Raw genomic sequence first — 22,786 nt, forward strand, 5'->3', positions numbered from 1 at the left:
GCCCGTTTGCACCGCGCAGACCTGGCGGCAGTGGTGAATAGGAGACGCATATCCGTGGGTGAGTTCCTGCCCCAAACGGGCGAAGCCGCCGAAATATTGGTGGTGTCGCTCGAATCCGCCGAGGCCCGCCGGGCGGCCTTTGCCGCGCGCGCGGCGGAGACATCCCTCGCGTGGCGCTTCTTCGATGCCTGCACCGCCCCCGCGCCGGGCATGACGATCGACGAAGCCGCGATCCGCCGCAACAAGGGCCGCGCGATGAGCAAGGGCGAGATCGGTTGTTACGCCAGCCATTTCTCGATCTGGCGGGACATGATCGAACGCGGCGTGCGCCAGGCGATCGTCCTCGAGGATGATACGGTCGTCGACTGGGCGTATCTCGAGCCGCTCGCGCGCACCGATCTCCATGCTGAGGGCATCGATTACCTCCGCCTCTATGCCAAGCGGCCGACGTGGCAGCGCGTGGTCCGGCGCGACTTCCTCCAGCATTCGCGCGCGATCGTCGAGCTGGTCGGGCTCGCATACGGCACGCAGGGCTATGCGATCACGCTCGAGGGCGCGCGGCGGCTCGCCGAGCATTGCCGCACCGTCCGCCGCCCGATCGACGACGAGATGGACCGGTCGTGGGCGCATGGTCTCCCCAATCTCGCGCTCTTTCCGGCGCCGATCCTCGAGGCGGCGATCGTCTCGGACATCGGCAATTCGCGCTTCGTTCCCAAGAACGACCCGCTCTATCATTCGGCAAGGCAAAGGCTCTGGCGCCAGATCGAACGCGCGCGGATGCGGATGCTGAAAGCGAGGCGGCTGCTTGAACGCTGATCTCCCCACCCGCTTCGACGCGGGGTTACGCGCACGCAGCCGCAGTTCGATCGGCTGGACGGTCACGCGTTTCCTGTCCGACCAGATCTTCTCCTTCGTCGTCTTCGTCATCCTCGCGCGCCTGCTGGCGCAAGCGGACATCGGCGCCTTCGCGGTGATGGCGGTAACCGCCGAGGCGTTCCGCATCATCGCGACAGCCGGCCTCGTGCAGACGATCGCGCGCAAGAAGGAGATCACCCGGGCCTTCCTCGACACCATCTATCGCTCGCAGCAGGCCTTCTCCTTCGTCTCCGCGATCTTGATCATGGCGCTGGCGCAGCCGATCGCGGGCTGGATGGATGCGCCGGACATCGCGCTTCCGCTCGCGGTGATGAGCCTGACGCTGCCGATCTCCTCCTTCGGTGCGACGCACATGGCGCTGCGCCTGCGCGAGTTCGGACATCGCACCACCGCGCTCCGCTCGGTCGCCGGCGGGCTGATCGGCGGGACGGCCGCCGTGGTGGCGGCCTTCGCCGGGCTTGGCCTGTGGAGCCTCGTCATCCAGCGCCTCGTCACCGAGATCGTCGGGCTGGTGCTGTCGCGCGCCTCCTATGACTGGAAACCCGGCTGGCAATTCGACTGGGCCATCTTGCGCGGCAATTTGATGCTCAATGCCAGCCTGATCTATGTCCAGCTCGCCTTCCTCGCCACCGTGCGGGTGCAGGAAATGGCGATCGGCGCCGGGATCGGGCTCGCCGCCGTCGGTATCTATCGCACCGCCTGGCGCACCGTCGAGCTGATCGGCCGCGGCGCGATCCAGCCTTTCACGCAGGTCGCGGTGCAGACGCTCGCGCGCGTCAAGGACGATCCCGCCGAGCTGCGCCGCGCTTACCGTTGGATGATTTCGCGCGCTTCGGCGCTCTCCTTCCCGGCACTCGTCGGTTTCGGCGCGCTCGCGCCGATCGCGATCCCGACCGTGTTCGGCGCCAAATGGGCCGAGGCGGGTGAGCTCGCGCAGATTTTCGCCTTCATGGCGCTGCCCTTCACCCTCAACTTCTTCGCCTCGCCTTCGCTCAGCGTGCTCGGCGCGGCGCGCAGCCTGATTTCGCTGTCGACGACGCAGCTCGTGCTCGGCGTCGCGCTGACGCTCGCGGCGCTGCCCTTTGGCCTCTTCGCGGTCGCCGTTTCTTATGTGGGGCGCGCCTATCTCACCCTGCCGATGCAAATCTGGCTGCTCCGCCGCGCGTCGGGCATCCGGCCGATCGACAGCCTGCGCGCGGTCGGCCCGCCGCTCGTCGCTTCCTCGCTGATGGGCGTCGCGCTCGCGATCGCGATGCGGCTGCTCGGCGATCATTTCGCGGGCTGGCAGGCTTTGCTGCTGCTCATCGCGATCGGCGCGCTCTTCTACGGCGCCGCGCTGCTCGCCATCTCCGGGACATGGCGAAACCGCCTCCTCTCCCTCTCCCGACAGCTCAGAAAGAGCCCGATATGACCATGAAAAGCGCCGACCTGCTCGTCGGCGAGCTCGCCGACCATTTCGCCCGCATACTCGATGCCGTGCTGCCGGCGGGCAAGCTCGCCCTCGTCGACTTTCCCGACCATTCCAACGTCGGCGACTCGGCGATCTGGCTCGGCGAGATGGCCTATCTGCGAAAAAGAAGCCGCCTCCCCGCCTATTATTCCGCGATCGCCGATTTCGACGACGAAGCCTGCCGCGCGGCGATCGACGACGGGCCGATCCTGATCCACGGCGGCGGCAATATGGGGACGCTCTGGCCCAAGCATGAAGCCTTTCGCCTCCACCTCCTCCGCACCCATCGCGGCCATCCGGTCGTTCAGATGCCGCAGTCGATCCACTATGCCGACCCCGCCGCCGCGGCCGAGATGGCCGAAGCGATCCGCGCGCACGGTCAGCTCACCCTGCTCGTCCGCGACGCCCGCTCGCTCGCCTTTGCCGAGCGGCATTTCGACTGCAGGGTCCGGCTCTGTCCCGATGCCGCGCTGATGCTGGGCCGCCAACAGCGCCCGCCCGCCACGGTGCCGGTTTTCGCGCTGCTCCGCACCGACCATGAGCGGGCGCCCGGCGGCGCCGACGCACTCCCCGCCGGCGTGGCCGCCGACGACTGGCTCGAAGAGGACCCCGCCCAAAAGCGCCGCCTGCGCCTGTCGCTCAAGCTCGGCCGCCTTTTCAACCGCGATCTGATGGCGCAGCGCGCCGCGCGGCAACAGCGCCTCGCCGAGTGGCGGTTTCAGCGCGGGCTCACGATGCTCTCGGCGGGCGAGTTGGTCGTCACCGACCGGCTCCACGCGCATATCCTCTCGCTGCTGCTCGATATTCCGCACGTCCTGCTCGACAACAGCTATGGCAAGGTCGCGGGCTTCGCCGACCAATGGACGGGCGATTATGGCGGACTGATGCGCGCGACGAGCCGCGCCGAGGCCTTTGGAACCGCGCTCGCCTGTGTGGCGCCGCAGATCGTCGACGGCTGAGGAGCCCGCCGCCCCGCCTGCCTCAATAGGCGTTGCGATGGATCAGTACCTGCGCGGTGCGGACGAGGATCGAAACGTCGCGCAGCAATGACCAGCCATGCTGATATTCAAGGTCGGCGCCCAGCCGGTTGACGATGTCGCGCTTCGTGTTGGTCGCGCCGCGAAAGCCGCGAATCTGCGCGAGTCCGGTGATGCCGGGCTTGAGCGCATGGCGATGCCAATATTGCCGGTCGACGCGCCAGAATAATTCATTCCCGGCGGTCGAACCCAGCGCGTGCGGGCGCGGCCCGACCAGGCTCATCTCGCCCGACAGCACATTGATCAGCTGCGGCAGCTCGTCGATGCTCGTCGCACGGATGAATTTGCCGATGCGCGTGATCCGGTCGTCGTCGCGGCTCGCCGAGCGCGCACCGTTGGCATCGGTCACCTCGACGCGCATGCTGCGGAATTTGAGGATCCGGAAAATGCGGTTGCCGCGCCCCATCCGATCCTGCCGGAAAAAGACGGGTCCCCGCGAATCGAGCTTGATCGCGATCGCCACCAGCGCCAGCAGCGGCGCCAGCGCGATCAGCGCCGGGATCGTCACCGCAAGGTCGAGCGCGCGCTTCTTGACCCGGTTGGCGCGGTTGAGCGGGCCCCACGACACCACCAGCGTCGTCACCCCGCCCGCTTGCCGCGTCGTCAGCGGCCCCAGTTCGGCGATCTCGGGCATCACGATCTCACCCAGGATGTTCACGCCCTTCAGCGCGCGGGCCCACTCGACCTTTCGTTCGGGGGCGCAGGCGATCGTCACCCGGTCATAATCCTGCAGCACCGTGCCGAGCCGGTCGAGCATATAGGGATCGTCGAGATCGGTGCGGAGTCCTGACGCGCGCGCGTCGATGACGTCGCGCTTCAGATAGGCCGGCGGCAGGTTCGCGCCATCGACGATCACCAGCTCGGCGGTCATCTCGCCGAAAGCGCGGCGCACGATGCGGCAAATCAGGAGGCGCTGGGCGACGAGCAATGTCACCGCGGTCACCATGCCCATGCCGAGCGCGAGGCGCGGCACCTGTCCCGTCACCCGCAGTGAGAAGGCGGCGAGCAGGAAGATGAGCAAGGTCGTCGCGAACGAGATCAGCGTCTGGCGGCAGCTCTTGAGCGGCCTGGTCAGGCAGCGCGGGTTATACGCCTGATTCTGAAAGGCGATCGCCGCGTGAACGAGCAGCGCGCCGACCATCGCCGTCCACAATCCGTCCGATATGCTTCGCGGCGCTTCGATTATCAGCGTGACGACGAAACCCGCCATCAGCGCCACCGCATCGAGCGCCATCAGCGCGAGGCAGAGCCATATCTTGGCGTCGCGGCGCGCCACTTTCGCGAGCGGCGTTCGGATGGGCGCGCCGTGGAGCGCCAGGTCGATCTTGGTCATGGGATGGGGGACTCCCTGGGTTCACGCAATCTTGTTGCGATGCAACATGTCCGGGGAAGCCGGAAATACAAGCCGCCAGCGCGGGCTTGTGCCGGATACAGGATGATCGGAGAGGAGGAGGAGCGGCGGGGGGTTCAGCTTCCCGCCGCGAGTTCGACTCGCGCCTGCCGGAACACTTCGAGGCTGCCCCAGATCGCGAGCCCGGCCATGATCGCCGCGACCGCGAGGTCGGGCCAGCTGCGTCCGGTGCCGAACACGCCGAGCGCCGCGCCCATCACGGCGATGTTGCCGATCGCATCGTTGCGCGAGCAGATCCAGACCGAGCGCATGTTGGCGTCGCCAGTCCGGTATCGATAGAGCATCAGCGCGACCGCGACATTGGCGGCGAGCGCCAACGCGCCGATCGCCCCCATCGTCTCGGCACGCGGCGCCGACCCGGCGACGAAGCCCCAGACCGCCGATCCGAACACCCAAAGCCCGAAGGCGAGCATCGTTGCCGCCTTCAGCAAGGCGGCGCGCGCGCGCCACGCGAGCGCCATGCCCGCGACGCCCAGGCTGATCGCATAATTGGCGCTATCGCCCAGAAAATCGAGCGCGTCGGCCTGCAGCGCGCGCGAATCCGCCGCGACGCCCGCGACGATCTCGACGCCGAACATGACGGCGTTGATCAGCAACGCAAACCACAGCACCCGCCGCCACTTGGGGTCGTTCAGCGCGGTCTTGCCGCTTTTGCCGGCACAGCATTGATCGGCCATCGCCGAAATCTCCTATCATCTTCGAGTCGGCATCCTATATGCACCCTGTAGCAACTACAGGGTCAAGCGATGAAGATCGGCGAGCTGTCGCGTGTCACCGGCACGAATATCGAAACCATCCGCTATTATGAGCGCATCGGTCTGCTCCCCGCGCCCGATCGCACCGCGGCCAATTATCGCAGCTATGGCGACGCGCACCGGTCGCGGCTGAGCTTCGTGCGCCATTCGCGCGAGCTGGGTTTCACGATCGAGGAGATCCGCTCGCTGCTCGACCTGTCCGACGATCCGGCGCGCGATTGCGGCGAGGCCGACCGGATCGCGACCGCGCATCTGGAGCAGGTCGAGGCGAAGATCGCGCAGCTGGGTTTGCTACGCGACGAACTGACGCGGATCGTCGGGCGCTGCCGCGGTGGGGTCGCCGCCGATTGCCGGGTCATCGAGGCGCTCGGCGACCACAGCCGCTGCGGAAGCCAGCACTGACGCCGCGGATCGCCGCTCGCGCTTTCCCACTCCATTCGTCGAACAAACCGGAACTTGCGCGGGTCGCACGCGTCAGTCGGACAGGTTGGGGGCGTCGTCCCCCGGCGCCTGCCAACCACTCCCCACCAGCGAAACGAGGAGATGGAAAATGGAAAGGCAGACGAACAGAGACCGCGGCGACCGCGACGAAAACAGCGATCGCGATACGCAGTCGGGCCCGCTTCATAATTGGGAATCGAACCGCGACGACGACGGCGGTTACGCCTATGGCGGCTATCCCGAGGCCGGCTTCGGGCCGCGCGAGACGCGGCGCTATGGCGACCATGGCCGCAGCGGACGCGAGCGCACCGAGCGCGGTCATTACAGCGCCGAACGCCCGCGCGATTATGCCGGAAACGACTGGAATCGCACCTATGGCGCACGGCGCTATTGGGACGACGAGCAAAGATATGGCGAGCGCGACGAGCGCGACGAAAAGGATCGCTATCGCAGCTCACGCGATCGGGAGTCGCGCGACCGCGAAGATCGCCAGTCGGCCTGGACCTATATGGGCTATGCCGACCCCTATGGCTGGCCGACCTATATCCCTTATGGTGCCGCCGATTTCGGCCGATCGACCTATGATCGCGCCGGCTATTCGCCGCGCGGGCGTCACGATCGCGGCTTTTTCGAGCGCGCGGGCGACGAAGTCCTGTCATGGTTCGGCGACGAGGATGCACAGCGCCGCCGCGAGCGCGACCATCGCGGGCGCGGCCCGGCCGACTATGTCCGCTCGGACGACCGCATTCGCGAGGATGTGAACGACCGGCTGACCGAGGATTATTGGCTCGACGCCTCGCACATCGGCGTCACCGTGTCGGGGGGCGAAGTCACCCTCGACGGCGCCGTCGACGGCAAGCGCGCCAAACGCCACGCCGAGGACATCGCCGACGACGTGACGGGCGTGAAGCATGTGCAGAATAATTTGCGCGTCGACAGCACGTCCTTCGCGCCGCAGGGTAGCTAGCTCGCCCGCATGGCGAAGAGAGGGAGCGGTTCGCCGCTCCCTTTTTCTGCCCGCAATGAAGGAAAGGTGGGACGATTCTGTTGCCCGGCTCGTCCCCAGCCGCTGGTATCCGATTCTGTTGCCCGGTTCGGTCCGAACCGCGTTCTATTTGAATAACCTTAGGCCGTGAGGCTTATCGGTTACGCAGCCAGAGCGAGTGCTTCGTTATCGTTAGCACTTATCGTTTTGAGCCTTGAACGGGTTACTCAGCCCGGAAGAAAATATCGCCTTTGAACACACGTCGATCCTGGTTCGGCCCCGTCAGAAGCCCGCGCGCCCATCAAGAAACGCGGGTTTGTGGTGGAGCCGCCGGGTACTGCCCCCGGGTCCGCTGTGTCTATTCCACGACACCATTTATCCTCATAGCCGGCCGAAACCGGCATCACCGATATAGGGAGCCCGCCCGCTTTTGGGAAGAGCGGGCGGGCGTTTCGTCGCGGATCGCGAACTACTTCCTCTTCAGCTCGTCGCGGATTTCCGTGAGCAGGTCGACTTCGCTCGGCCCCGCCGGCGCGTCGGGGCCTTTGCGGATGACGCGGTTCACCATCTTCACCAGCAGGAAGATGATCCAGGCGAGGATCAGAAAATTGATCACGGCGGTGATGAAGGCGCCATAGCCGATCATCGCCACACCGGCCTTTTTGAGCGCCGCATAGTCGGTCGCCGCGATGCCGTCGGGCACGCCGCCGAGCAGGATGAACTGGCTCGAGAAATCGACTCCGCCGAAAATCCAGCCGACCAGCGGCATGATCAGATCCTCGGTCAGCGAACCGGTGATCGTCGCGAACGCGCCGCCGATGATGACACCGACCGCGAGGTCGATGACATTGCCGCGGGCGATAAATTCCCTGAATTCATTCAGCATCTTGTCTTACCCCGGATTGTTGAGTTTCGGCATCGAAACTGCCGCGACGATTGCACAAAGGCAAGCGCCATCCTATTATGTGTATTGTTGCGGCAAAACGCCGCCGGAGGGAGTTTTTGACCATGACCTATCGTTCCGCTCGCTGGTTGATCCTGCCTGTCGCCGCGATGAGCCTGTCCGCCTGCGGTATCAACAGCGTCCCGACCAAGGAAGAGGCCGCGAAAGCGAAGTGGGCGAATGTCGAAGCCGCCTATCAGCGGCGCGCCGACCTGATCCCCAATCTCGTCGAAACCGCGAAGGGCGCCGCCAATATCGAGCAATCGACGCTCGAAGGCGTGATTCAGGCGCGCGCATCGGCGACGCAGGTGAAACTCGGCACCGACGATCTGAACGACCCCGCGAAGGTGCAGGCGTTCCAGCAGGCGCAAGGCAATGTGTCGGGCGCGCTCGGCCGCCTGCTCGTCACCGTCGAAGCCTATCCCGATCTCAAGAGCCAGGCGCGCTTCGCCGACCTGATGACCCAGCTCGAGGGCACCGAAAACCGCATCAACGTGTCGGTGCAGGACTATAACGCCGCGGTGCAGGATTATAATACGACGATCCGCACCTTCCCCGACATCATCGGCGCCAAGATCGTCCATGGCGCGGAGGCGATGACGCCGTACCGCGCGGTGACCCCCAACGCCAATCAGGCGCCGAAGGTCGATTTCGGGTCATAAGGTGGGCCGCGTCGCTCTTGTCGCTCCGCTCGCGATCCTGCTGGGCGCGGGCGGATGCAAAGCGGCGTCGGAGCCAGCTATCGCAAGGGAAACGGTTGCCTGCGACGGCATCCCCCAAATGACCCTCGCTGGCCGGGTGACAGATGCAGCAGATGTCCTGACCACCGAAGAGGAAGCCCGCTTGTCCGAGCGCTTGGCCCGATACGAAGAGCGCACGCAGCACCAGATGATCGTCGCGACGACATCGAGTCTTCACGGCGCTCGCGTCGACAATTTCGCTACGTGCCTCGGAAACCGATGGCGTATCGGGCGAGAAGATCATGACGATGGACTGGTCGTTCTCATCGCGCCACAGGATCGCCGGGTGGCCATTTCGACGGGCCTCGGAATGGAGAAACTATTCCCCGACGACAAGGCGTTGGACGCGGTGAAAAACATGACAACATATTTCAAACGCGCCGATTATGCCGACGGCGTCTCGGCCGGCGTAGAAGCTATCGCCGCACAAACGGGAGACCCGCAGTGAAGTTGATCCTGCTCGGCTGGGCGCTGGGCTTCTCGCTGGTCGCCGCGCCCGTCGCCGCGCAGACCTTCCCGAAGCTTGCAGGGAACCCCGTCGTCGATCAGGCCGACATCATCCCGGCGGCCGAGGAAGCCGCGCTCAATACGCAGCTCCTCGAACTCCAGCAACGAACGGGACACCAGCTCGTCGTGGCGACGGTCGGCGACCTCGAGGGCCATGACGTTTCGGACTATGGCTACCGGCTCGGCCGCGAGTGGCAGATCGGCGACAAGGAGAAGGACGACGGGGTCGTTTTCCTGATCGCGCCGAACGAGCGGCGGATGAACATCTCGGTCGGCTACGGGCTCGAACCGATCCTGACCGACGCCTTGTCGGGACGAATCATCCGCGACGTCGTCACCCCCAAGTTCAAGGCGGGCGACATGCCCGGCGGCATCCAGGACGGCGTGGGCGCGATCGCCGAACAGATCCAGCTGACCCCCGAAGAGGCCGCGGCGCGCGCCGCCGCCGCCGCCAAGGCCGAACGCGAGCGCGCCGACGACGGCAATTTCGGCGGGCTGTTCTTCATCGGTTTCATCATCCTGATCTTCTTCATCATCCCTTGGCTGTCGAGCCGTTCGCGGCGCGGGCGGAAGCGGCGCAGGGGAGGCCCGTGGGGCGCCGCGCCGATCATCATCTGGGGCGGCGGCGACGACGATCATTGGGGCGGTGGCGGCGGTTCGTCATGGGGCGGCGGCGGCTTCGGGGGCGGCGGCTTCGGCGGTTTCTCGGGCGGCGGCGGCTCGTTCGGGGGCGGCGGCGCCTCGGGCGGCTGGTAAGGGAGCGGGACCATGAAAGTCAGCCATGTCAGCGAAGCCGATCACGACATCGTCACCGCCGCGGTCGCCGCGGCCGAGGCGCCGACGAGCGGCGAAATCGTCACCGTCGTTGCCGGAAAATCCAATGACTATGACGATGTCGCGCTCGTCTGGGCGAGCATCATCGCCTTCCTCGCCATGTCGATCGTCGCGCTCTTCCCCGAATTCTACCGCGGCCTGTACGACCGGCTGACCGGCGGCTGGGGGCATGAACTGACCGCCAATCAGTGGCTCGGCATGGTGATCGCATTCGGGGTGCTCAAGTGGATCGGCGTGTGGCTGATCCTGCTGTGGCGCCCGCTGCGCATGGCGCTGACCCCGCGCAGCATCAAGGCGACACGCGTCCGCGCCCGCGCGATCGACCTGTTCAAGGTCGGCACCGAGGGCAAGACCACCGGCCGCACCGGCGTTCTCCTCTATCTCAGCCTGAAAGAGCATCGCGCCGACATCGTCGCCGACGAGGCGATCGCCGCAAAGGTGACGCCCGATGTGTGGGGCGATGCGATGGCGGCGCTGATCGATCACGTGCGCGCGGGCAAGCCGGGTGAAGGCATGGCCGAGGCGGTGCGCCAGATGGGCATCGTGCTCGCCGAGCATTTCCCGCGCGGCAGCGAAAATCCGAACGAATTGCCGGACCGGCTGATCGAGCTTTAAAAGGAAAAAACCATGACCCGCCCCGCCCCTGACACTCCCATCGAGACGCGGTGGGAGGGCCGTTTCATCACGGTCAGGCAGCAGGGGACGTGGGAATATGTCTCGCGCTCGCGCGGCATCCACGCCGCGGTGATTCTCGCGATCGACGAGGACGACGACGGCCGCCATGTCATTCTGGTCGAGCAATATCGCGTGCCGCTGAAGATCAACTGCCTCGAACTGCCCGCGGGACTGGTCGGCGACGACATGGCGGGCGAAGCGTCCGAGATCGCAGCGGAGCGCGAGCTTGAGGAGGAAACGGGCTATCGCGCCGCGCGGTGGCGCACGGTGGGCGAATTCTATAGCTCGCCCGGCATGGTCAGCGAGAGCTTCACCCTATTGATTGCGACGGACCTGACCAAGGTCAGCGAAGGCGGCGGTGTCGATGGCGAGGACATCATCGTTCACCGCGTTCCGATCGCCGACATCGAGAGCTTCATCGCGACAAAACGCGCCGAAGGCTGCGGGATCGACGTTCGGGTGGCGATGCTACTTGCAGGCGGTTTGCTCGCCAACCTCTAACTCCGTTCGTGTCGAGCGAAGTCGAGACACCCATCGGCGTCGAGCAAGGTCGAGGGGCATCTCGACTTCCGGCGCAGCCGGAAGTTCATCCTGAGCGCCTGCCAAGGCAGTCGAAGGGCTCGATGCGAACGGGATACTCAGGAGCTGGTTAGCGCGCCCCGAAACGCCAGCGCAGCAATGGCCGAGCGAGGAACAGCCCGGCGAGGAAGCCGCCGACATGCGCCCAGATCGCGACCGCGCCGAACCCGCTGCCGCCGGCGAAGCCGAGCAGCAACTGCAGCCCGATCCACGCCGCGGCGAGCCACAGCGCGCGCACCCAATGGCTCGGGATCGGGCCGATCGCGGGCGCCTGCGTGCGGCTGAAGATCAAAGCGAATACCGCGATCAGCGCCGAAATCGCACCGCTCGCCCCGATCATCGGCACCGCCGAGGCGGGATCGGCGAGATATTGCGCAAGCGCGCCGCCATAGGCGCCGGCGAGCAGCAGCACCGCCATCGCCTTGGTGCCAAGCGGCGCCTCGAGCTGGCGGCCGACGAACAGCAGCACCAGCATGTTGAAGGCGATGTGCAGCACCCCGCCGTGCAGCAAGGCCGACGACAGCGGCGTCAGCACAAAGGGCACCATCGTCCCGGGCGGCAGGATCAGCTCATGGCCGAAACGCGCGGGGATGAACCCCGCGCGGATGATCGCGTCGATCTGGAACCCGGTGATCCAGAGCAGCACGAAGATAACGACGCAGGCGAGCGCATAGCCCGTGACGAGCGGCGCGGCTTGCGGTTTCATCCTCGCGCGTCCACTCGTCAGATGAATTCGATCTTGGTCACCAGATAATATTTGTCGCCCGCGGGCACGGTGACTTCGATCTCGTCGTCGATGCGGCGGCCGATCAGCGCGCGGCCGAGCGGCGAATTATAGCTGATCTTGCCGTCCTTGGCGTCGGCCTCGGCCTGCCCGACGATCTGGTAGCGGACGGGCTTGTCGTCCTCGTCGGCGAGCGTGACCGTCGCGCCGAACACGATGCGGTCGCCCGACAGCGTCGTCGGGTCGATGACCTGCGCGCGCGAAAGCTTGTCCTCAAGGTCGCCGATCGTCGCTTCGACCTGGCCCTGGCGCTCCTTGGCGGCGTGGTATTCGGCATTTTCGCTAAGGTCGCCATGCGCGCGCGCTTCCTCGATCGCATCGACGATCAGCGGTCGCTCGGCCTTGAGCGCAGTGAGCTGTGTGCTCATCTTCTCATAGCCTTCTGCCAGCATCGGCACCTTTTCAACGCTTGCCATTATCCTGTTGTCCTTCGTCAATAATCCAGCGCCAGCGAAACTTCGCCGGGCGGCTGCGCCGCTGCTTCCGTCAATGTCGGGGGGTGGAGCGGTCTAGGGTTAGAACCCATCAATAGCACGTTCGAGGCGTCGAAATGGCGAAGATATCGCTTTCGCGTAGCCGCGACAGGTAGTGGTTCTACCTGTTAGGCTGCGCGTAAGCGAGATCGAAGCCATTTCGACGTCCCTTCGGGATTTGACCGATTTTGTCCATGGCAGCGTCAGCGAGCCTTGGAATATATTCATATACCTGCGCCTCGCTTCCTCGCCCTGAACAAAATCGCTTCAAACCTCGAACGTGCTATTGATGGGCTCTAACCCTGATAATAGTCTTGAAGCGGCTTTACTTCAAGACTGTGCGAGCGCAATGCGCCGATCGCCTGGGTCGCGGCATCGCTGGCCGCCGCCGTCGTATAATAAGCGATGTCGGCGCCAAGCGCCGAGGCGCGGATCGACTGCGAATCCTGCAGCGATTGCCATCCCTCGGTCGTGTTGAAGATCAGTTGCACATCGCCGTCCTTGATCCGGTCGACGATGTGCGGGCGGCCCTCGGCGACCTTGTTCACGCGCTCGACCGCGATCCCCTCGCCCGCCAGATAATCGGCGGTGCCGCCGGTCGCGATGACCTGCCAGCCCCAGTCGGTCAGTTGGCGAACCGCCCCGACGATGCGCGGCTTGTCGCTGTCCTTGACCGATACGAAGACGCGCCCCGTGGTCGGCAGGCGGTCGCCCGCGCCGAGCTGCGCCTTGGCGAAAGCGAGGTTGAAATTGCTGTCGATCCCCATGACTTCGCCGGTGGATTTCATTTCGGGCGACAGCACCGGGTCGGTGCCCGGAAAGCGCGCGAAGGGGAAGACCGCTTCCTTCACCGCGACATGCGCGATGTCGCGGTTGATCTTGGGCAGGTCGGCCAGCTTCTCGCCCGCCATCACCCGCGCCGCGATCTTGGCGATCGGCGAGCCCACCGCCTTCGCGACGAAAGGCACGGTGCGGCTGGCGCGCGGGTTGACTTCGATCAGGTAAACCTCGTCGCCCTTGACCGCGAACTGGATGTTCATCAGGCCGCGAACCTCGAGCGCGCGCGCGAGCGCGTCGGCCTGACGCTCGATTTCGGCGACGATGTCGGCCGACAGGCTGTACGGCGGGATCGAACAGGCGCTGTCGCCCGAATGGACGCCGGCTTCCTCGATATGCTGGAGCACGCCCGCGACGACGACGTCGGTCCCGTCGCACAGCGCATCGACATCGACCTCGATCGCGTCGCGCAAATAGCGGTCGATCAGCACCGGTGATGTGCCCGACACCTGCACCGCGGTCTCGATATAATTTTCGAGCTGCGCCTGATCGTCGACGATTTCCATCGCGCGGCCGCCGAGCACATAGGAGGGGCGCGTCAGCACCGGATAACCGATGCGCGCCGCGACCGCGACGGCTTCCTCGCGGCTGCGCGCGATGCCGTTTTCGGGCTGTTTCAGGCCGAGCTTGTTGACCAGCGCCGCGAAACGCTCGCGGTCTTCGGCAAGGTCGATCGCGTCGGGCGAGGTGCCGAGGATCGGGATGCCCGCTTCCTCCAGCGCCTGCGCGAGCTTGAGCGGCGTCTGCCCGCCGAACTGGACGATCACGCCGACGAGCGTGCCGTTCTGCTGTTCGACATGCAGGATTTCGAGCACATCTTCGGCGGTTAGCGGTTCGAAATAGAGGCGGTCCGAGGTGTCATAATCGGTCGACACCGTTTCGGGATTGCAGTTGACCATGATCGTTTCATAGCCCGCCTCTTCGAGCGCGAAGCAGGCGTGGCAGCAGCAGTAATCGAACTCGATCCCCTGTCCGATCCGGTTCGGTCCGCCGCCGAGAATGACGATCTTCTTGCGGCCCGACGGGTTCGCCTCGCACTCGGGCGCGCCAAAGGTCGGCGCTTCATAGGTCGAATAGAGATAGGGCGTTTGCGCCCGGAATTCCGCCGCGCAGGTGTCGATCGTCTTGAACACCGGCCGCACGCCGAGCTTGTGACGAAGGCTCCGCACTTCGGCCTCGGTCACGCCGCCGGTCATCGCCTTCACGGCCTCGTGGATCAGCCCGCTGCCATGCGCGGTCGCATGGCCGACGCCCGGTTGAAGATTCGCCGACTGAAGCGCGAGATAGGCGAGGCGCTTGTCAGAAAAGCCCATGGCTTTCAGCCTGCGCAGCCCTTCGGCATCGCGCGGCAGGCCGTTCTCGCAAACCTCCTGCTCGGCCACAACGATCTCGGCGATGCGTTCGAGGAACCACATGTCGTAGCCCGCGACGCGGTTGATCTCTTCGAGCGGCAGCCCCTCGCGGATCGCCTGCGCAGCATTGAGCAGCCGGTCGGGGGTGCGCTTGGCCAGCTCGCTGCGCAGCTGATCGTGCGTCGCGCCCTTCAGCCGCTCGACGAAATTGAAACCCGAAAGCCCCGTCTCCAGCCCGCGCAGCGCCTTTTGCAGGCTCTCATGGATCGTGCGGCCGATCGCCATCACCTCACCGACCGATTTCATCGCGGTCGACAGTGTCGCCTCGGCGCCCTTGAACTTTTCGAAGGCAAACCGGGGTATCTTGGTCACGACATAGTCGATCGTCGGCTCGAACGACGCCGGGGTGACCCCGGTGATGTCGTTCATGATCTCGTCGAGCGTGTAGCCGACCGCGAGCTTCGCCGCGACCTTGGCGATCGGGAAACCCGTCGCCTTCGACGCGAGCGCCGACGAACGCGACACGCGCGGGTTCATCTCGATCACGATCAGGCGGCCGTCGGCGGGGTTCACCGCGAACTGCACGTTCGACCCGCCCGTCTCGACCCCGATCTCGCGCAGCACCGCGATGCTCGCGTTGCGCATGATCTGATATTCCTTGTCGGTCAGCGTCAGCGCCGGCGCGACGGTGATGCTGTCGCCCGTATGCACGCCCATCGGATCGACATTTTCGATCGAACAGATGATGATGCAATTGTCCTTGCGGTCGCGCACCACCTCCATCTCATATTCTTTCCAACCGAGGAGCGATTCCTCGATCAGGACTTCGGTGGTCGGCGAGGCGATCAGGCCGCCGCGGACGATATGTTCGAATTCCTCGCGGTTATACGCGATGCCGCCGCCGGTGCCGCCCATGGTGAAGCTCGGGCGGATGATCGACGGCAGGCCGGTGCGTTCGAGCACCGCGAACGCCTCGTCGAGCGTGTGCGCGATGCCGCTGCGCGCGCTTTCCAGCCCGATCTTGTCCATCGCGTCGCGGAACTTGATCCGGTCCTCGGCCTTGTCGATCGCCTCGGCATCGGCGCCGATCATCTCGACGCCATATTTCTCGAGCGTCCCGTCGTTGAACAGCGCCAGCGCCGTGTTGAGCGCGGTCTGCCCGCCCATCGTCGGCAGCACCGCATCGGGGCGCTCCTTCGCGATGATCTTCGCGACGATCTCGGGCGTGATCGGCTCGACGTACGTCGCGTCGGCGAGGTCGGGATCGGTCATGATCGTCGCCGGGTTGGAGTTGACGAGGACGATGCGATAGCCCTCCTCCTTCAGCGCCTTGATCGCCTGCGTCCCCGAATAGTCGAACTCGCACGCCTGACCGATAACGATCGGGCCGGCGCCGATGACGAGGATGGATTGGATGTCGGTTCTTTTGGGCATTAAAAGTGCTTGCTTCCAATTTCGACCAGCTTTTCAAAAGCAGCCTTATCCAGACGGATGGTTTGTGAGAGTTTTCCCGGCTTTTCGCGCGTCGGCCGGCCGTAAGTATCGATTTGTATTAGGCGCTCTCGTCCGCAATCAACAAGGCGAACGATGGCTTCAACGTCTTCATGCGGGCGCGCATCATCGAGTGGCACAACGGTAAACTTCCTGACAGTTGCCATCGCTTAGTCCTTCCCCAGTTGCCCCACAAACTTCTCGAACAGATAGAAGCTGTCCTGCGGCCCCGGGCTCGCCTCGGGGTGATATTGCACGCTGAACGCGTTCTTGCCCGTGATCGCGATGCCGCAGTTCGATCCGTCGAACAGGCTCTTGTGCGTTTCGACCACGCCGCCCGGCAGCGTCGATGCGTCGATCGCGAAGCCGTGATTCATACTCGTGATCTCGACCACGCCATCTTCGGCGCGCTGCACCGGATGGTTCGCGCCACGGTGGCCCTGGTGCATCTTCATGGTCTTGGCGCCCGCCGCGATGCCGAGCATCTGGTGACCGAGGCAGATGCCGAAGATCGGCACGTCACGTTCGAGCAGTCCCTGGATCACCGGCACCGCATAATCGCCCGTCGCCGCGGGGTCGCCGGGACCGTTCGAGAGGAACACGCCCTTGGGTTCCAGCGCCAGCACTTCGTCGAGGCTCGCGGTGGCGGGCACCACGGTGACGCGCGCGCCGGCCTTGACGAGGTTGCGAAAGATATTGTCCTTCGCGCCATAATCGATCGCGACGACATGGGGGCGTTGATCTCCCCTCCCGCTTGCGGGAGGGGTCGGGGGAGGGCCTGTTTCGGTCGAAGCGGAAGTCGACATGCCCTCCCCTAGCCCCTCCCGCAAGCGGGAGGGGGACTGGTAGCCTTTGCCCAATTCCCACGTCCCCGCATCCCAATCGCCCGTGTCGGTACGGCTGACGTCCTTCGCAAGGTCCATACCCTCCAGCCCCGCCCAGCCGCGCGCCATGGCAAGCAGCTCGTCCACGTCGAACTTGCCCTCGGGATTATGCGCGATCACGCCGTTCGGCGCGCCCGCATCGCGGATGCGGCGCGTGAGCGCGCGCGTGTCGATGCCCGCGAGCCCGATCACGCCCTGTTCGACCATCCATTCGGGCAAGGTCTGGACACTGCGGAAATTGCTCGGCTGCGTCGGCAGCTCGCGCGTGATCGCACCCAGTGCGCCATGCACGCCGCGCTCCATATCCTCGGGATTCGCGCCGACATTGCCGATATGCGGAAAAGTGAAGGTGACGATCTGCCCGGCGTAGCTCGGGTCGGTCAGGATTTCCTGATAGCCCGTCATCGACGTGTTGAAACAAATCTCGCCCACGCTGGCCCCGGCGGCACCATAACCCACGCCCCACAGGATCGTGCCATCGGCAAGGACAAGGACGCCAGTCGCGCCAGAAGGCTGGCTTGCAGGCGCGGCAGAGGGGTTGGCAGGTGCCATTCAACATGCTCCGGACGGGGGGCTAAACGGCCGACCAAGTAGGAGGCAAAAAAGTGATTCACAAGCTATCGGATTATGAAACTTGCCGCTAGAGAGGGCCTTTCCGAAATTTGCAGCGCATGGGGACACGTATGATTCGTGACGACATCAAGGCTGCGCAGGTCGCCGCGATGAAAAGCGGCGACAAGGCGCGTCTGGGCACCATCCGGCTGATGCTGGCCAAGATCAAGGACAAGGACATCGAACTGCGCACCGGCACCGCGCCGGCCGACGACGACGTGCTCGTCACCGACGTGCTGCAGAAGATGGTGAAGCAGCGCCGCGAGTCGATCACCATGTTCGAACAGGGCGGCCGTCAGGAACTGGCCGACATCGAAGCGAGCGAAGTCGCGGTGATCGAGGATTTCCTGCCCGCGCAGCTTTCGGACGAGGAAGCGACGGCGGCGATCAAGGCGATCGTGGTGGAGCTTGGCGCCGAGAGCCTGAAGGACATGGGCAAGGTGATGGCCGCGGTGAAGGACCGGCTCGGGAGCCAGCTCGATATGAGCAAGGCGAGCGGGTGGGTGAAGGCGGCTTTGTCGTAAGGAGACATGCCCTCCCTAACCCCTCCCGCAGGCGGGAGGGGGACAGACGGTCGCGATCATAATTCTCCCCTCCCGCTTGCGGGAGGGGTCGGGGGAGGGCCTGTTGGATAAAGGCTACAAACGACCGACCGCGAGATCGCGCGAACTCAGGTTGAACGCCACGGACGCTGAACGGAAGCTGTGGGGCCAGCTCAGCGCCCGCAAAGTTGCCGGCGTCCGTTTCAATCGCCAATTCCCTATCGGCCCATTCATTTGCGACTTCGTCTCGCGATCGGCCAAGCTCGTCATCGAAGTCGATGGCGGGCAACATGCGGTTGATGTAGAAAAAGACCGAGCACGCACGGCCTATTTGCAAGCACGAGGTTATCGGGTGATCCGGTTCTGGAACAATGATGTGATGGAGCGGATCGAGGGGGTTGTGAGCGAGATTGAGCACGTCCTTGCAACATGCCCTCCCCCGGCCCCTCCCATAAATGGGAGGGGAGAAGAATGACCCTCACCCCGCAATGGCTGGACGAACTGCGCTCGCGCGTCACGCTGTCGACGCTCATCGGCCGCACGGTGAAGGTCATACGTGCGGGCCGCGAATACAAAGCCTGCTGCCCCTTCCATAACGAGAAGACGCCCAGCTTCACGATCAACGACGAAAAGGGTTTCTATCACTGTTTCGGCTGCTCGGCGCATGGCGATGCGATCCGCTGGATGACCGATCAGCGCGGGCTCAGCTTCATGGATGCCGTCAAGGAACTCGCCGCCGAGGCGGGCATGGACGTTCCCGCCCCCGACCCGCGTGCCGCGAAAAAGGCAGAGGAGGCGGCGAGCCTGCGCGACGTCACCCAAGCCGCCGCCGACTGGTTCACCCAGCAGCTCGGCAGCAGCAACGGTGCGCCGGCGCGCGAATATCTCGCGAAGCGCGGCATTTCGGAAGCGACGCGCAAGGCCTTCGGCTTCGGCCTCGCGCCCGAGAGCCGCAGCGCGCTCAAGGACGCGCTCAAGAAATTCCCGACCGCGATGCTCGTCGAGGCGGGGATGCTCATCGCGGTCGAAGAGAAAGAACCCTACGACCGCTTCCGCGGCCGGCTGATGATCCCGATCCGCGACGCGCGGGGGCGGGTGATCGCGTTCGGGGGACGCATCCTCGGCGACGGCGAGCCCAAATATCTGAACTCGCCCGATACGCCGCTCTTTGACAAGGGGCGCACGCTCTACAATCTCGACAAGGCGAGCCCCGCGTCGCGGCAGACGAACCGGATCATCGTCGTCGAGGGCTATATGGACGTGATCGCGCTCGCCGAGGCGGGGATCGCCGACGCCGTCGCGCCGCTCGGCACCGCGCTGACCGAGAATCAGCTCGGGATGATCTGGCGGATGGTGCCCGTGCCCATTCTCTGCTTCGACGGCGACAACGCGGGGCAGAAGGCGGCGATGCGCGCCGCGATGCGCGCGCTGCCGCTGCTCCGTCCCGGCTTCAGCCTCGCCTTCGCGACGTTGCCGGCGGGACAGGACCCCGACGACATCGTCCGCGCGCGCGGCGCGACGGGCTTCACCGCGCTGCTCGAAGACGCACAGCCGCTCGTCGAGCGCCTCTGGGCGCACGAAGCCGCAGCTGGTCCGCTCGCGACGCCCGAGGAACGCGCCGCGCTGAAGTCGCGCCTGCTTGCGCACGCCGACGCGGTCCAGGACGCCGATGTGCGCCATCATTACCGCGAAGCCTTCCGCGAGCGACTCGACGCGCTGTTCGCGCGGCAACGCCCCGAGCGCGGGCCGCCCCGGCCATGGACGCCGAACCCGCCGCGTGCCGGACATTATGGAGGGGGCAATCGCCGCTTCGGCCCGGATCCGCGCTTGCAACCTCCGGCCGACGAAACGCGTTCCATCGGACAGACCGGGATTTCGGCGCCATATATCGCGGCGTTGATCGGCGGATTGCTGCGCTATCCCGAAGCGCTGCGGCGGAACGAGGAGGGATTGACGCGGCTGCCGATCGCCGATTCCGGCGACGCCGAATTGCTCGGCGTAATGCTTGACAGCGCAATGTGTCAGGAAGGGCTTGATTGCGAGGGGTTGCTTGCCATATTGGAGCCGATGAAAGTGTATAATAGGGCGACGACATTGCTCAGAGCCGACGGAATGCACTTCTCGTTCAATCGCAGGCTGGAATGCAATGACGAGGCCGATGCGGCGCGCGAAACCGCGCTGCGCGATCTCGACGAATATATCGGCGTGCTGGTCACCCAGCCCGAAATCCGCGAGCGGCTGGCACAGGCCACCGCGGATTTTCAGCGCACGATGGATGACGAAGGCCTGGCGCGGCAGCAGAAACTGCGCGCGATGGACGAGGATCTGACCCGCCGCCTGGCCGCGCTGTCCGAGAGCAGCAGCAGCCAGTAACGACCCATGGATGCCCTTTTAGGCAGGAAAAATTGATGGCCACCAAGAACACCGAAGCCGATACCGACGCCCCGCTGATCGACCTCAACGAGGCCGACGTCAAAAAGCTGATCGCGCGCGGCAAGAAGCGCGGTTACCTGACCTATGACGAGCTCAATGCGGCGCTGCCGCAGGACGAAATGTCGTCCGAGCAGATCGAGGACATCATGTCGGCGATCTCCGACATGGGCATCAATATCGTCGAAAGCGACGAGGATGTGCAGGAAGAAGCCGAGCAGGAGCAGGACGACGACGTCGACGTCAGCGCCGGCACCGGATCGGTCTCGAACCCGGCGATCGAGAAGAAGAAGGAAACGGTCGATCGCACCGACGATCCCGTTCGCATGTATCTGCGCGAAATGGGCGCGGTCGAACTCTTGAGCCGCGAGGGCGAAATCGCGATCGCCAAGCGCATCGAGGCGGGCCGCGACACGATGATCCTCGGGCTGTGCGAAAGCCCGCTGACCTTCAACGCGATCATCGACTGGTCGACCGCGCTGAACAACGGCGACATGCAGCTGCGCGAGATCGTCGATCTGGAAGCGATGCTGTCGAAGGACCCGGCGCCCGAGAATCTCGAGGAAGAGGGCGCCGAGGATACCGGCGAGATCAGCGAGAAGACCGCCGGCGTCTCGTTCAAGGACGAGGATGAGGTCGAGGAAGAACCCTCGGCCGACGGCGACGACGAGAACGGCGAAGGCTCGTCGGGCAAGCGCGAAAGCTTCGAAGAGGATGAGGAAGACAACACGCTCAGCCTCGCCGCGATGGAAGAGCTGCTGAAGCCCGACGCGCTCGAAAAATTCGCGAACATCACCAAGAGCTTCAAGGCCTTCTCGAAGTTGCAGGACGCGCGGCTTGAGGCTCTGTCGACCGCGGGAGAATTCCCTTCGGCGTCGGAAAAAAAATACCACAAGCTGCGCGAGGAACTCACCGCGCAGGTCGAGAGCGTGCAGTTCCACAACACCAAGATCGAATATCTCGTCGACCAGCTCTACAGCTATAACCGCCGCCTGACCGCATTGGGCGGCCAGATGCTGCGCCTCGCCGAGCGCCACAAGGTGCCGCGCAAATCGTTCCTCGATAATTATGTCGGGCGCGAGCTCGAAGAAAACTGGATCGAGAGCGTCAGCGGTCTCGACAAGAAATGGGCCGCCTTCGCCGAGAATGAGGCCGGCGCGGTCGACCGCATCCGCATCGAGATCAGCGAAATCGCGCAAGCCGCGGGCATGAGCCTGACCGAATTCCGCCGCGTCGTGAACATGGTCCAGAAGGGCGAGCGCGAAGCGCGTATCGCCAAGAAGGAAATGGTCGAGGCGAACCTGCGCCTCGTGATCTCGATCGCCAAGAAATATACGAACCGCGGTTTGCAGTTCCTCGACCTCATTCAGGAAGGCAATATCGGCCTGATGAAGGCGGTCGACAAGTTCGAGTATCGCCGCGGCTACAAATTCAGCACCTATGCGACCTGGTGGATCCGGCAGGCGATCACCCGCTCGATCGCCGACCAGGCGCGCACGATCCGCATCCCTGTCCATATGATCGAGACGATCAACAAGCTGGTGCGCTGCAGCCGCCAGTTCCTTCACGAAAGCGGCCGCGAGCCGACCCCGGAGGAAATGGCCGAGCGTCTGTCGATGCCGCTCGAAAAGGTCCGTAAGGTGATGAAGATCGCCAAGGAGCCGATCAGCCTCGAAACGCCGATCGGCGACGAGGAAGACAGCCACCTCGGCGATTTCATCGAGGACAAGAATGCGGTCATCCCGGTCGACGCCGCGGTGCAGTCGAACCTGAAAGAGACGGTCACCCGCGTCCTCGCCTCACTCACTCCGCGCGAGGAGCGCGTGCTGCGCATGCGTTTCGGCATCGGGATGAACACCGACCATACGCTGGAGGAAGTGGGCCAGCAGTTCAGCGTGACGCGCGAACGCATCCGCCAGATCGAGGCGAAGGCGCTCCGCAAGCTGAAGCACCCGTCGCGCAGCCGCAAGATGCGCAGCTTCCTCGACCAGTAAGGGCGAGTTCGCCGAATTTCACGGGGGCGGTCCGGGAACGGGCCGCCCCTTTTTTGTCCGCTTTGGGGTGGGAAGCGGACGTTTAGCTCCGCGCTTCCAAAGCTGATTGTGCCTTTTGCGCCTTAGTGCGCAAGCTTGGCCATAAGTGATGACT

At 64.9% G+C, this 22,786-nt stretch carries 22 protein-coding genes and 1 other RNA gene; 14 read left to right on the plus strand and 9 right to left on the minus strand.

All coding sequences use genetic code 11. The annotated features are described in order from the left end of the window. The first annotated feature begins 54 nt into the window (after nt 1-54). From GGR90_RS14300 to GGR90_RS14310, 3 genes are read left to right on the plus strand one after another with little or no spacing between them, the layout of a single operon-like run. Nucleotides 55-816, plus strand: coding sequence for a glycosyltransferase family 25 protein (locus tag GGR90_RS14300; RefSeq protein WP_342449945.1), 762 nt, complete (start codon nt 55-57; stop codon nt 814-816). Further along, the gene (locus GGR90_RS14305; RefSeq protein ID WP_167922100.1) at nt 806-2,287 is read left to right on the plus strand and encodes a lipopolysaccharide biosynthesis protein; all 1,482 of its coding nucleotides are present in this window, start codon (nt 806-808) and stop codon (nt 2,285-2,287) included. Before GGR90_RS14300 ends, GGR90_RS14305 begins: the two co-directional genes overlap by 11 nt. Continuing rightward, a complete protein-coding gene (locus GGR90_RS14310) occupies nt 2,284-3,285 on the plus strand; it encodes a polysaccharide pyruvyl transferase family protein (protein WP_167922101.1) in 1,002 nt (333 codons plus the stop codon). The genes GGR90_RS14305 and GGR90_RS14310 overlap by 4 nt, the downstream gene beginning before the upstream one ends. A gap of 22 nt (nt 3,286-3,307) precedes the next feature. Here GGR90_RS14310 and GGR90_RS14315 read toward each other — a convergent pair whose 3' ends face one another. Both GGR90_RS14315 and GGR90_RS14320 read right to left on the minus strand, forming a co-directional pair. Continuing rightward, nucleotides 3,308-4,696, minus strand: a complete 1,389-nt coding sequence (locus GGR90_RS14315) for an exopolysaccharide biosynthesis polyprenyl glycosylphosphotransferase (RefSeq protein WP_167922102.1) — start codon at nt 4,694-4,696, stop codon at nt 3,308-3,310. Nucleotides 4,697-4,830: 134 nt separating this feature from the next. Next, nucleotides 4,831-5,451: a cation efflux transmembrane domain-containing protein gene (locus GGR90_RS14320; RefSeq protein WP_167922103.1), complete on the minus strand. Its 621-nt coding sequence runs from the start codon at nt 5,449-5,451 to the stop codon at nt 4,831-4,833. 69 nt (nt 5,452-5,520) lie between these two features. On the opposite strand from GGR90_RS14320, the gene GGR90_RS14325 reads away from it, so the two are divergent. Together GGR90_RS14325 and GGR90_RS14330 are read left to right on the plus strand one after the other, a co-directional pair. Further along, a complete protein-coding gene (locus GGR90_RS14325) occupies nt 5,521-5,931 on the plus strand; it encodes a MerR family transcriptional regulator (protein WP_167922104.1) in 411 nt (136 codons plus the stop codon). Nucleotides 5,932-6,079: 148 nt separating this feature from the next. Beyond that, nucleotides 6,080-6,937 carry a BON domain-containing protein gene (locus tag GGR90_RS14330; protein ID WP_167922105.1) on the plus strand — a complete coding sequence of 286 codons (858 nt, stop codon included), beginning with the start codon at nt 6,080-6,082 and terminating at the stop codon, nt 6,935-6,937. Between the two features lie 104 nt (nt 6,938-7,041). Here the strand turns inward: GGR90_RS14330 and ssrA are convergent. Continuing rightward, nucleotides 7,042-7,396: a transfer-messenger RNA gene (gene ssrA / locus GGR90_RS14335) on the minus strand. 28 nt (nt 7,397-7,424) lie between these two features. Beyond that, nucleotides 7,425-7,841: a large conductance mechanosensitive channel protein MscL gene (gene mscL / locus GGR90_RS14340; protein ID WP_167922106.1), complete on the minus strand. Its 417-nt coding sequence runs from the start codon at nt 7,839-7,841 to the stop codon at nt 7,425-7,427. A gap of 116 nt (nt 7,842-7,957) precedes the next feature. Here mscL and GGR90_RS14345 point away from each other — a divergent pair, with 116 nt between their 5' ends. The 5 genes from GGR90_RS14345 to GGR90_RS14365 are packed head-to-tail and all read left to right on the plus strand — an operon-like array spanning nt 7,958 to nt 11,155. Then, a complete protein-coding gene (locus GGR90_RS14345; RefSeq protein ID WP_167922107.1) occupies nt 7,958-8,560 on the plus strand; it encodes a LemA family protein in 603 nt (200 codons plus the stop codon). A 1-nt stretch (nt 8,561) separates the two neighbouring features. Next, nucleotides 8,562-9,086, plus strand: coding sequence for a TPM domain-containing protein (locus GGR90_RS14350; RefSeq protein ID WP_209023761.1), 525 nt, complete (start codon nt 8,562-8,564; stop codon nt 9,084-9,086). Continuing rightward, nucleotides 9,083-9,901 (plus strand): TPM domain-containing protein, encoded by an 819-nt coding sequence (locus tag GGR90_RS14355; RefSeq protein WP_167922109.1) that lies wholly within the window; start codon nt 9,083-9,085, stop codon nt 9,899-9,901. The genes GGR90_RS14350 and GGR90_RS14355 overlap by 4 nt, the downstream gene beginning before the upstream one ends. 12 nt (nt 9,902-9,913) lie before the next feature. After that, on the plus strand, nt 9,914-10,594 hold the full coding sequence (locus GGR90_RS14360; RefSeq protein ID WP_167922110.1) for a TPM domain-containing protein: 681 nt from the start codon (nt 9,914-9,916) through the stop codon (nt 10,592-10,594). A 12-nt stretch (nt 10,595-10,606) separates the two neighbouring features. Further along, nucleotides 10,607-11,155, plus strand: coding sequence for an NUDIX hydrolase (locus tag GGR90_RS14365; RefSeq protein WP_167922111.1), 549 nt, complete (start codon nt 10,607-10,609; stop codon nt 11,153-11,155). Between the two features lie 148 nt (nt 11,156-11,303). Here the strand turns inward: GGR90_RS14365 and GGR90_RS14370 are convergent, their stop codons facing one another. The 5 genes from GGR90_RS14370 to carA all read right to left on the minus strand — a co-directional run bounded on the left by GGR90_RS14370 (nt 11,304) and on the right by carA (nt 17,606). Continuing rightward, a complete protein-coding gene (locus GGR90_RS14370; protein ID WP_167922112.1) occupies nt 11,304-11,939 on the minus strand; it encodes a rhomboid family intramembrane serine protease in 636 nt (211 codons plus the stop codon). Nucleotides 11,940-11,956: 17 nt separating this feature from the next. Further along, nucleotides 11,957-12,433, minus strand: a complete 477-nt coding sequence (gene greA / locus GGR90_RS14375) for a transcription elongation factor GreA (RefSeq protein WP_167922113.1) — start codon at nt 12,431-12,433, stop codon at nt 11,957-11,959. Between the two features lie 353 nt (nt 12,434-12,786). Continuing rightward, entirely contained in the window at nt 12,787-16,113 is a 3,327-nt protein-coding gene (gene carB, locus GGR90_RS14380) for a carbamoyl-phosphate synthase large subunit (RefSeq protein WP_167922114.1), read from the minus strand. Continuing rightward, nucleotides 16,113-16,337: a methionyl-tRNA formyltransferase gene (locus GGR90_RS14385; RefSeq protein ID WP_152568123.1), complete on the minus strand. Its 225-nt coding sequence runs from the start codon at nt 16,335-16,337 to the stop codon at nt 16,113-16,115. The genes carB and GGR90_RS14385 overlap by 1 nt, the downstream gene beginning before the upstream one ends. A gap of 3 nt (nt 16,338-16,340) precedes the next feature. Beyond that, the gene (gene carA, locus GGR90_RS14390; protein ID WP_167922115.1) at nt 16,341-17,606 is read right to left on the minus strand and encodes a glutamine-hydrolyzing carbamoyl-phosphate synthase small subunit; all 1,266 of its coding nucleotides are present in this window, start codon (nt 17,604-17,606) and stop codon (nt 16,341-16,343) included. Between the two features lie 131 nt (nt 17,607-17,737). Here carA and GGR90_RS14395 point away from each other — a divergent pair, with 131 nt between their 5' ends. The 4 genes from GGR90_RS14395 to rpoD all read left to right on the plus strand — a co-directional run bounded on the left by GGR90_RS14395 (nt 17,738) and on the right by rpoD (nt 22,632). After that, nucleotides 17,738-18,190, plus strand: coding sequence for a GatB/YqeY domain-containing protein (locus GGR90_RS14395; protein ID WP_167922172.1), 453 nt, complete (start codon nt 17,738-17,740; stop codon nt 18,188-18,190). Between the two features lie 103 nt (nt 18,191-18,293). Continuing rightward, on the plus strand, nt 18,294-18,683 hold the full coding sequence (locus GGR90_RS14400; RefSeq protein WP_167922116.1) for an endonuclease domain-containing protein: 390 nt from the start codon (nt 18,294-18,296) through the stop codon (nt 18,681-18,683). After that, the gene (dnaG, locus tag GGR90_RS14405) at nt 18,680-20,581 is read left to right on the plus strand and encodes a DNA primase (protein WP_167922117.1); all 1,902 of its coding nucleotides are present in this window, start codon (nt 18,680-18,682) and stop codon (nt 20,579-20,581) included. Before GGR90_RS14400 ends, dnaG begins: the two co-directional genes overlap by 4 nt. Nucleotides 20,582-20,616: 35 nt before the next feature. After that, nucleotides 20,617-22,632: an RNA polymerase sigma factor RpoD gene (rpoD, locus tag GGR90_RS14410; protein WP_167922118.1), complete on the plus strand. Its 2,016-nt coding sequence runs from the start codon at nt 20,617-20,619 to the stop codon at nt 22,630-22,632. Nucleotides 22,633-22,786 lie beyond the last annotated feature (154 nt).

Source organism: Sphingopyxis italica, assembly GCF_011926545.1.
Classification (GTDB): domain Bacteria; phylum Pseudomonadota; class Alphaproteobacteria; order Sphingomonadales; family Sphingomonadaceae; genus Sphingopyxis; species Sphingopyxis italica.

What these genes read in the sequence shown, in the direction of transcription:
- GGR90_RS14370 (WP_167922112.1), bottom strand. Translation starts at nt 11,939, where the DNA reads ATGAAACCGCAAGCCGCGCCGCTCGTCACGGGCTATGCGCTCGCCTGC.
- dnaG (WP_167922117.1), top strand. Translation starts at nt 18,680, where the DNA reads ATGACCCTCACCCCGCAATGGCTGGACGAACTGCGCTCGCGCGTCACG.
- greA (WP_167922113.1), bottom strand. Translation starts at nt 12,433, where the DNA reads ATGGCAAGCGTTGAAAAGGTGCCGATGCTGGCAGAAGGCTATGAGAAG.
- carA (WP_167922115.1), bottom strand. Translation starts at nt 17,606, where the DNA reads ATGGCACCTGCCAACCCCTCTGCCGCGCCTGCAAGCCAGCCTTCTGGC.
- GGR90_RS14330 (WP_167922105.1), top strand. Translation starts at nt 6,080, where the DNA reads ATGGAAAGGCAGACGAACAGAGACCGCGGCGACCGCGACGAAAACAGC.
- GGR90_RS14310 (WP_167922101.1), top strand. Translation starts at nt 2,284, where the DNA reads ATGACCATGAAAAGCGCCGACCTGCTCGTCGGCGAGCTCGCCGACCAT.
- GGR90_RS14395 (WP_167922172.1), top strand. Translation starts at nt 17,738, where the DNA reads ATGATTCGTGACGACATCAAGGCTGCGCAGGTCGCCGCGATGAAAAGC.
- GGR90_RS14360 (WP_167922110.1), top strand. Translation starts at nt 9,914, where the DNA reads ATGAAAGTCAGCCATGTCAGCGAAGCCGATCACGACATCGTCACCGCC.
- GGR90_RS14320 (WP_167922103.1), bottom strand. Translation starts at nt 5,451, where the DNA reads ATGGCCGATCAATGCTGTGCCGGCAAAAGCGGCAAGACCGCGCTGAAC.
- carB (WP_167922114.1), bottom strand. Translation starts at nt 16,113, where the DNA reads ATGCCCAAAAGAACCGACATCCAATCCATCCTCGTCATCGGCGCCGGC.
- GGR90_RS14385 (WP_152568123.1), bottom strand. Translation starts at nt 16,337, where the DNA reads ATGGCAACTGTCAGGAAGTTTACCGTTGTGCCACTCGATGATGCGCGC.
- GGR90_RS14365 (WP_167922111.1), top strand. Translation starts at nt 10,607, where the DNA reads ATGACCCGCCCCGCCCCTGACACTCCCATCGAGACGCGGTGGGAGGGC.
- GGR90_RS14325 (WP_167922104.1), top strand. Translation starts at nt 5,521, where the DNA reads ATGAAGATCGGCGAGCTGTCGCGTGTCACCGGCACGAATATCGAAACC.
- GGR90_RS14315 (WP_167922102.1), bottom strand. Translation starts at nt 4,696, where the DNA reads ATGACCAAGATCGACCTGGCGCTCCACGGCGCGCCCATCCGAACGCCG.
- rpoD (WP_167922118.1), top strand. Translation starts at nt 20,617, where the DNA reads ATGGCCACCAAGAACACCGAAGCCGATACCGACGCCCCGCTGATCGAC.
- mscL (WP_167922106.1), bottom strand. Translation starts at nt 7,841, where the DNA reads ATGCTGAATGAATTCAGGGAATTTATCGCCCGCGGCAATGTCATCGAC.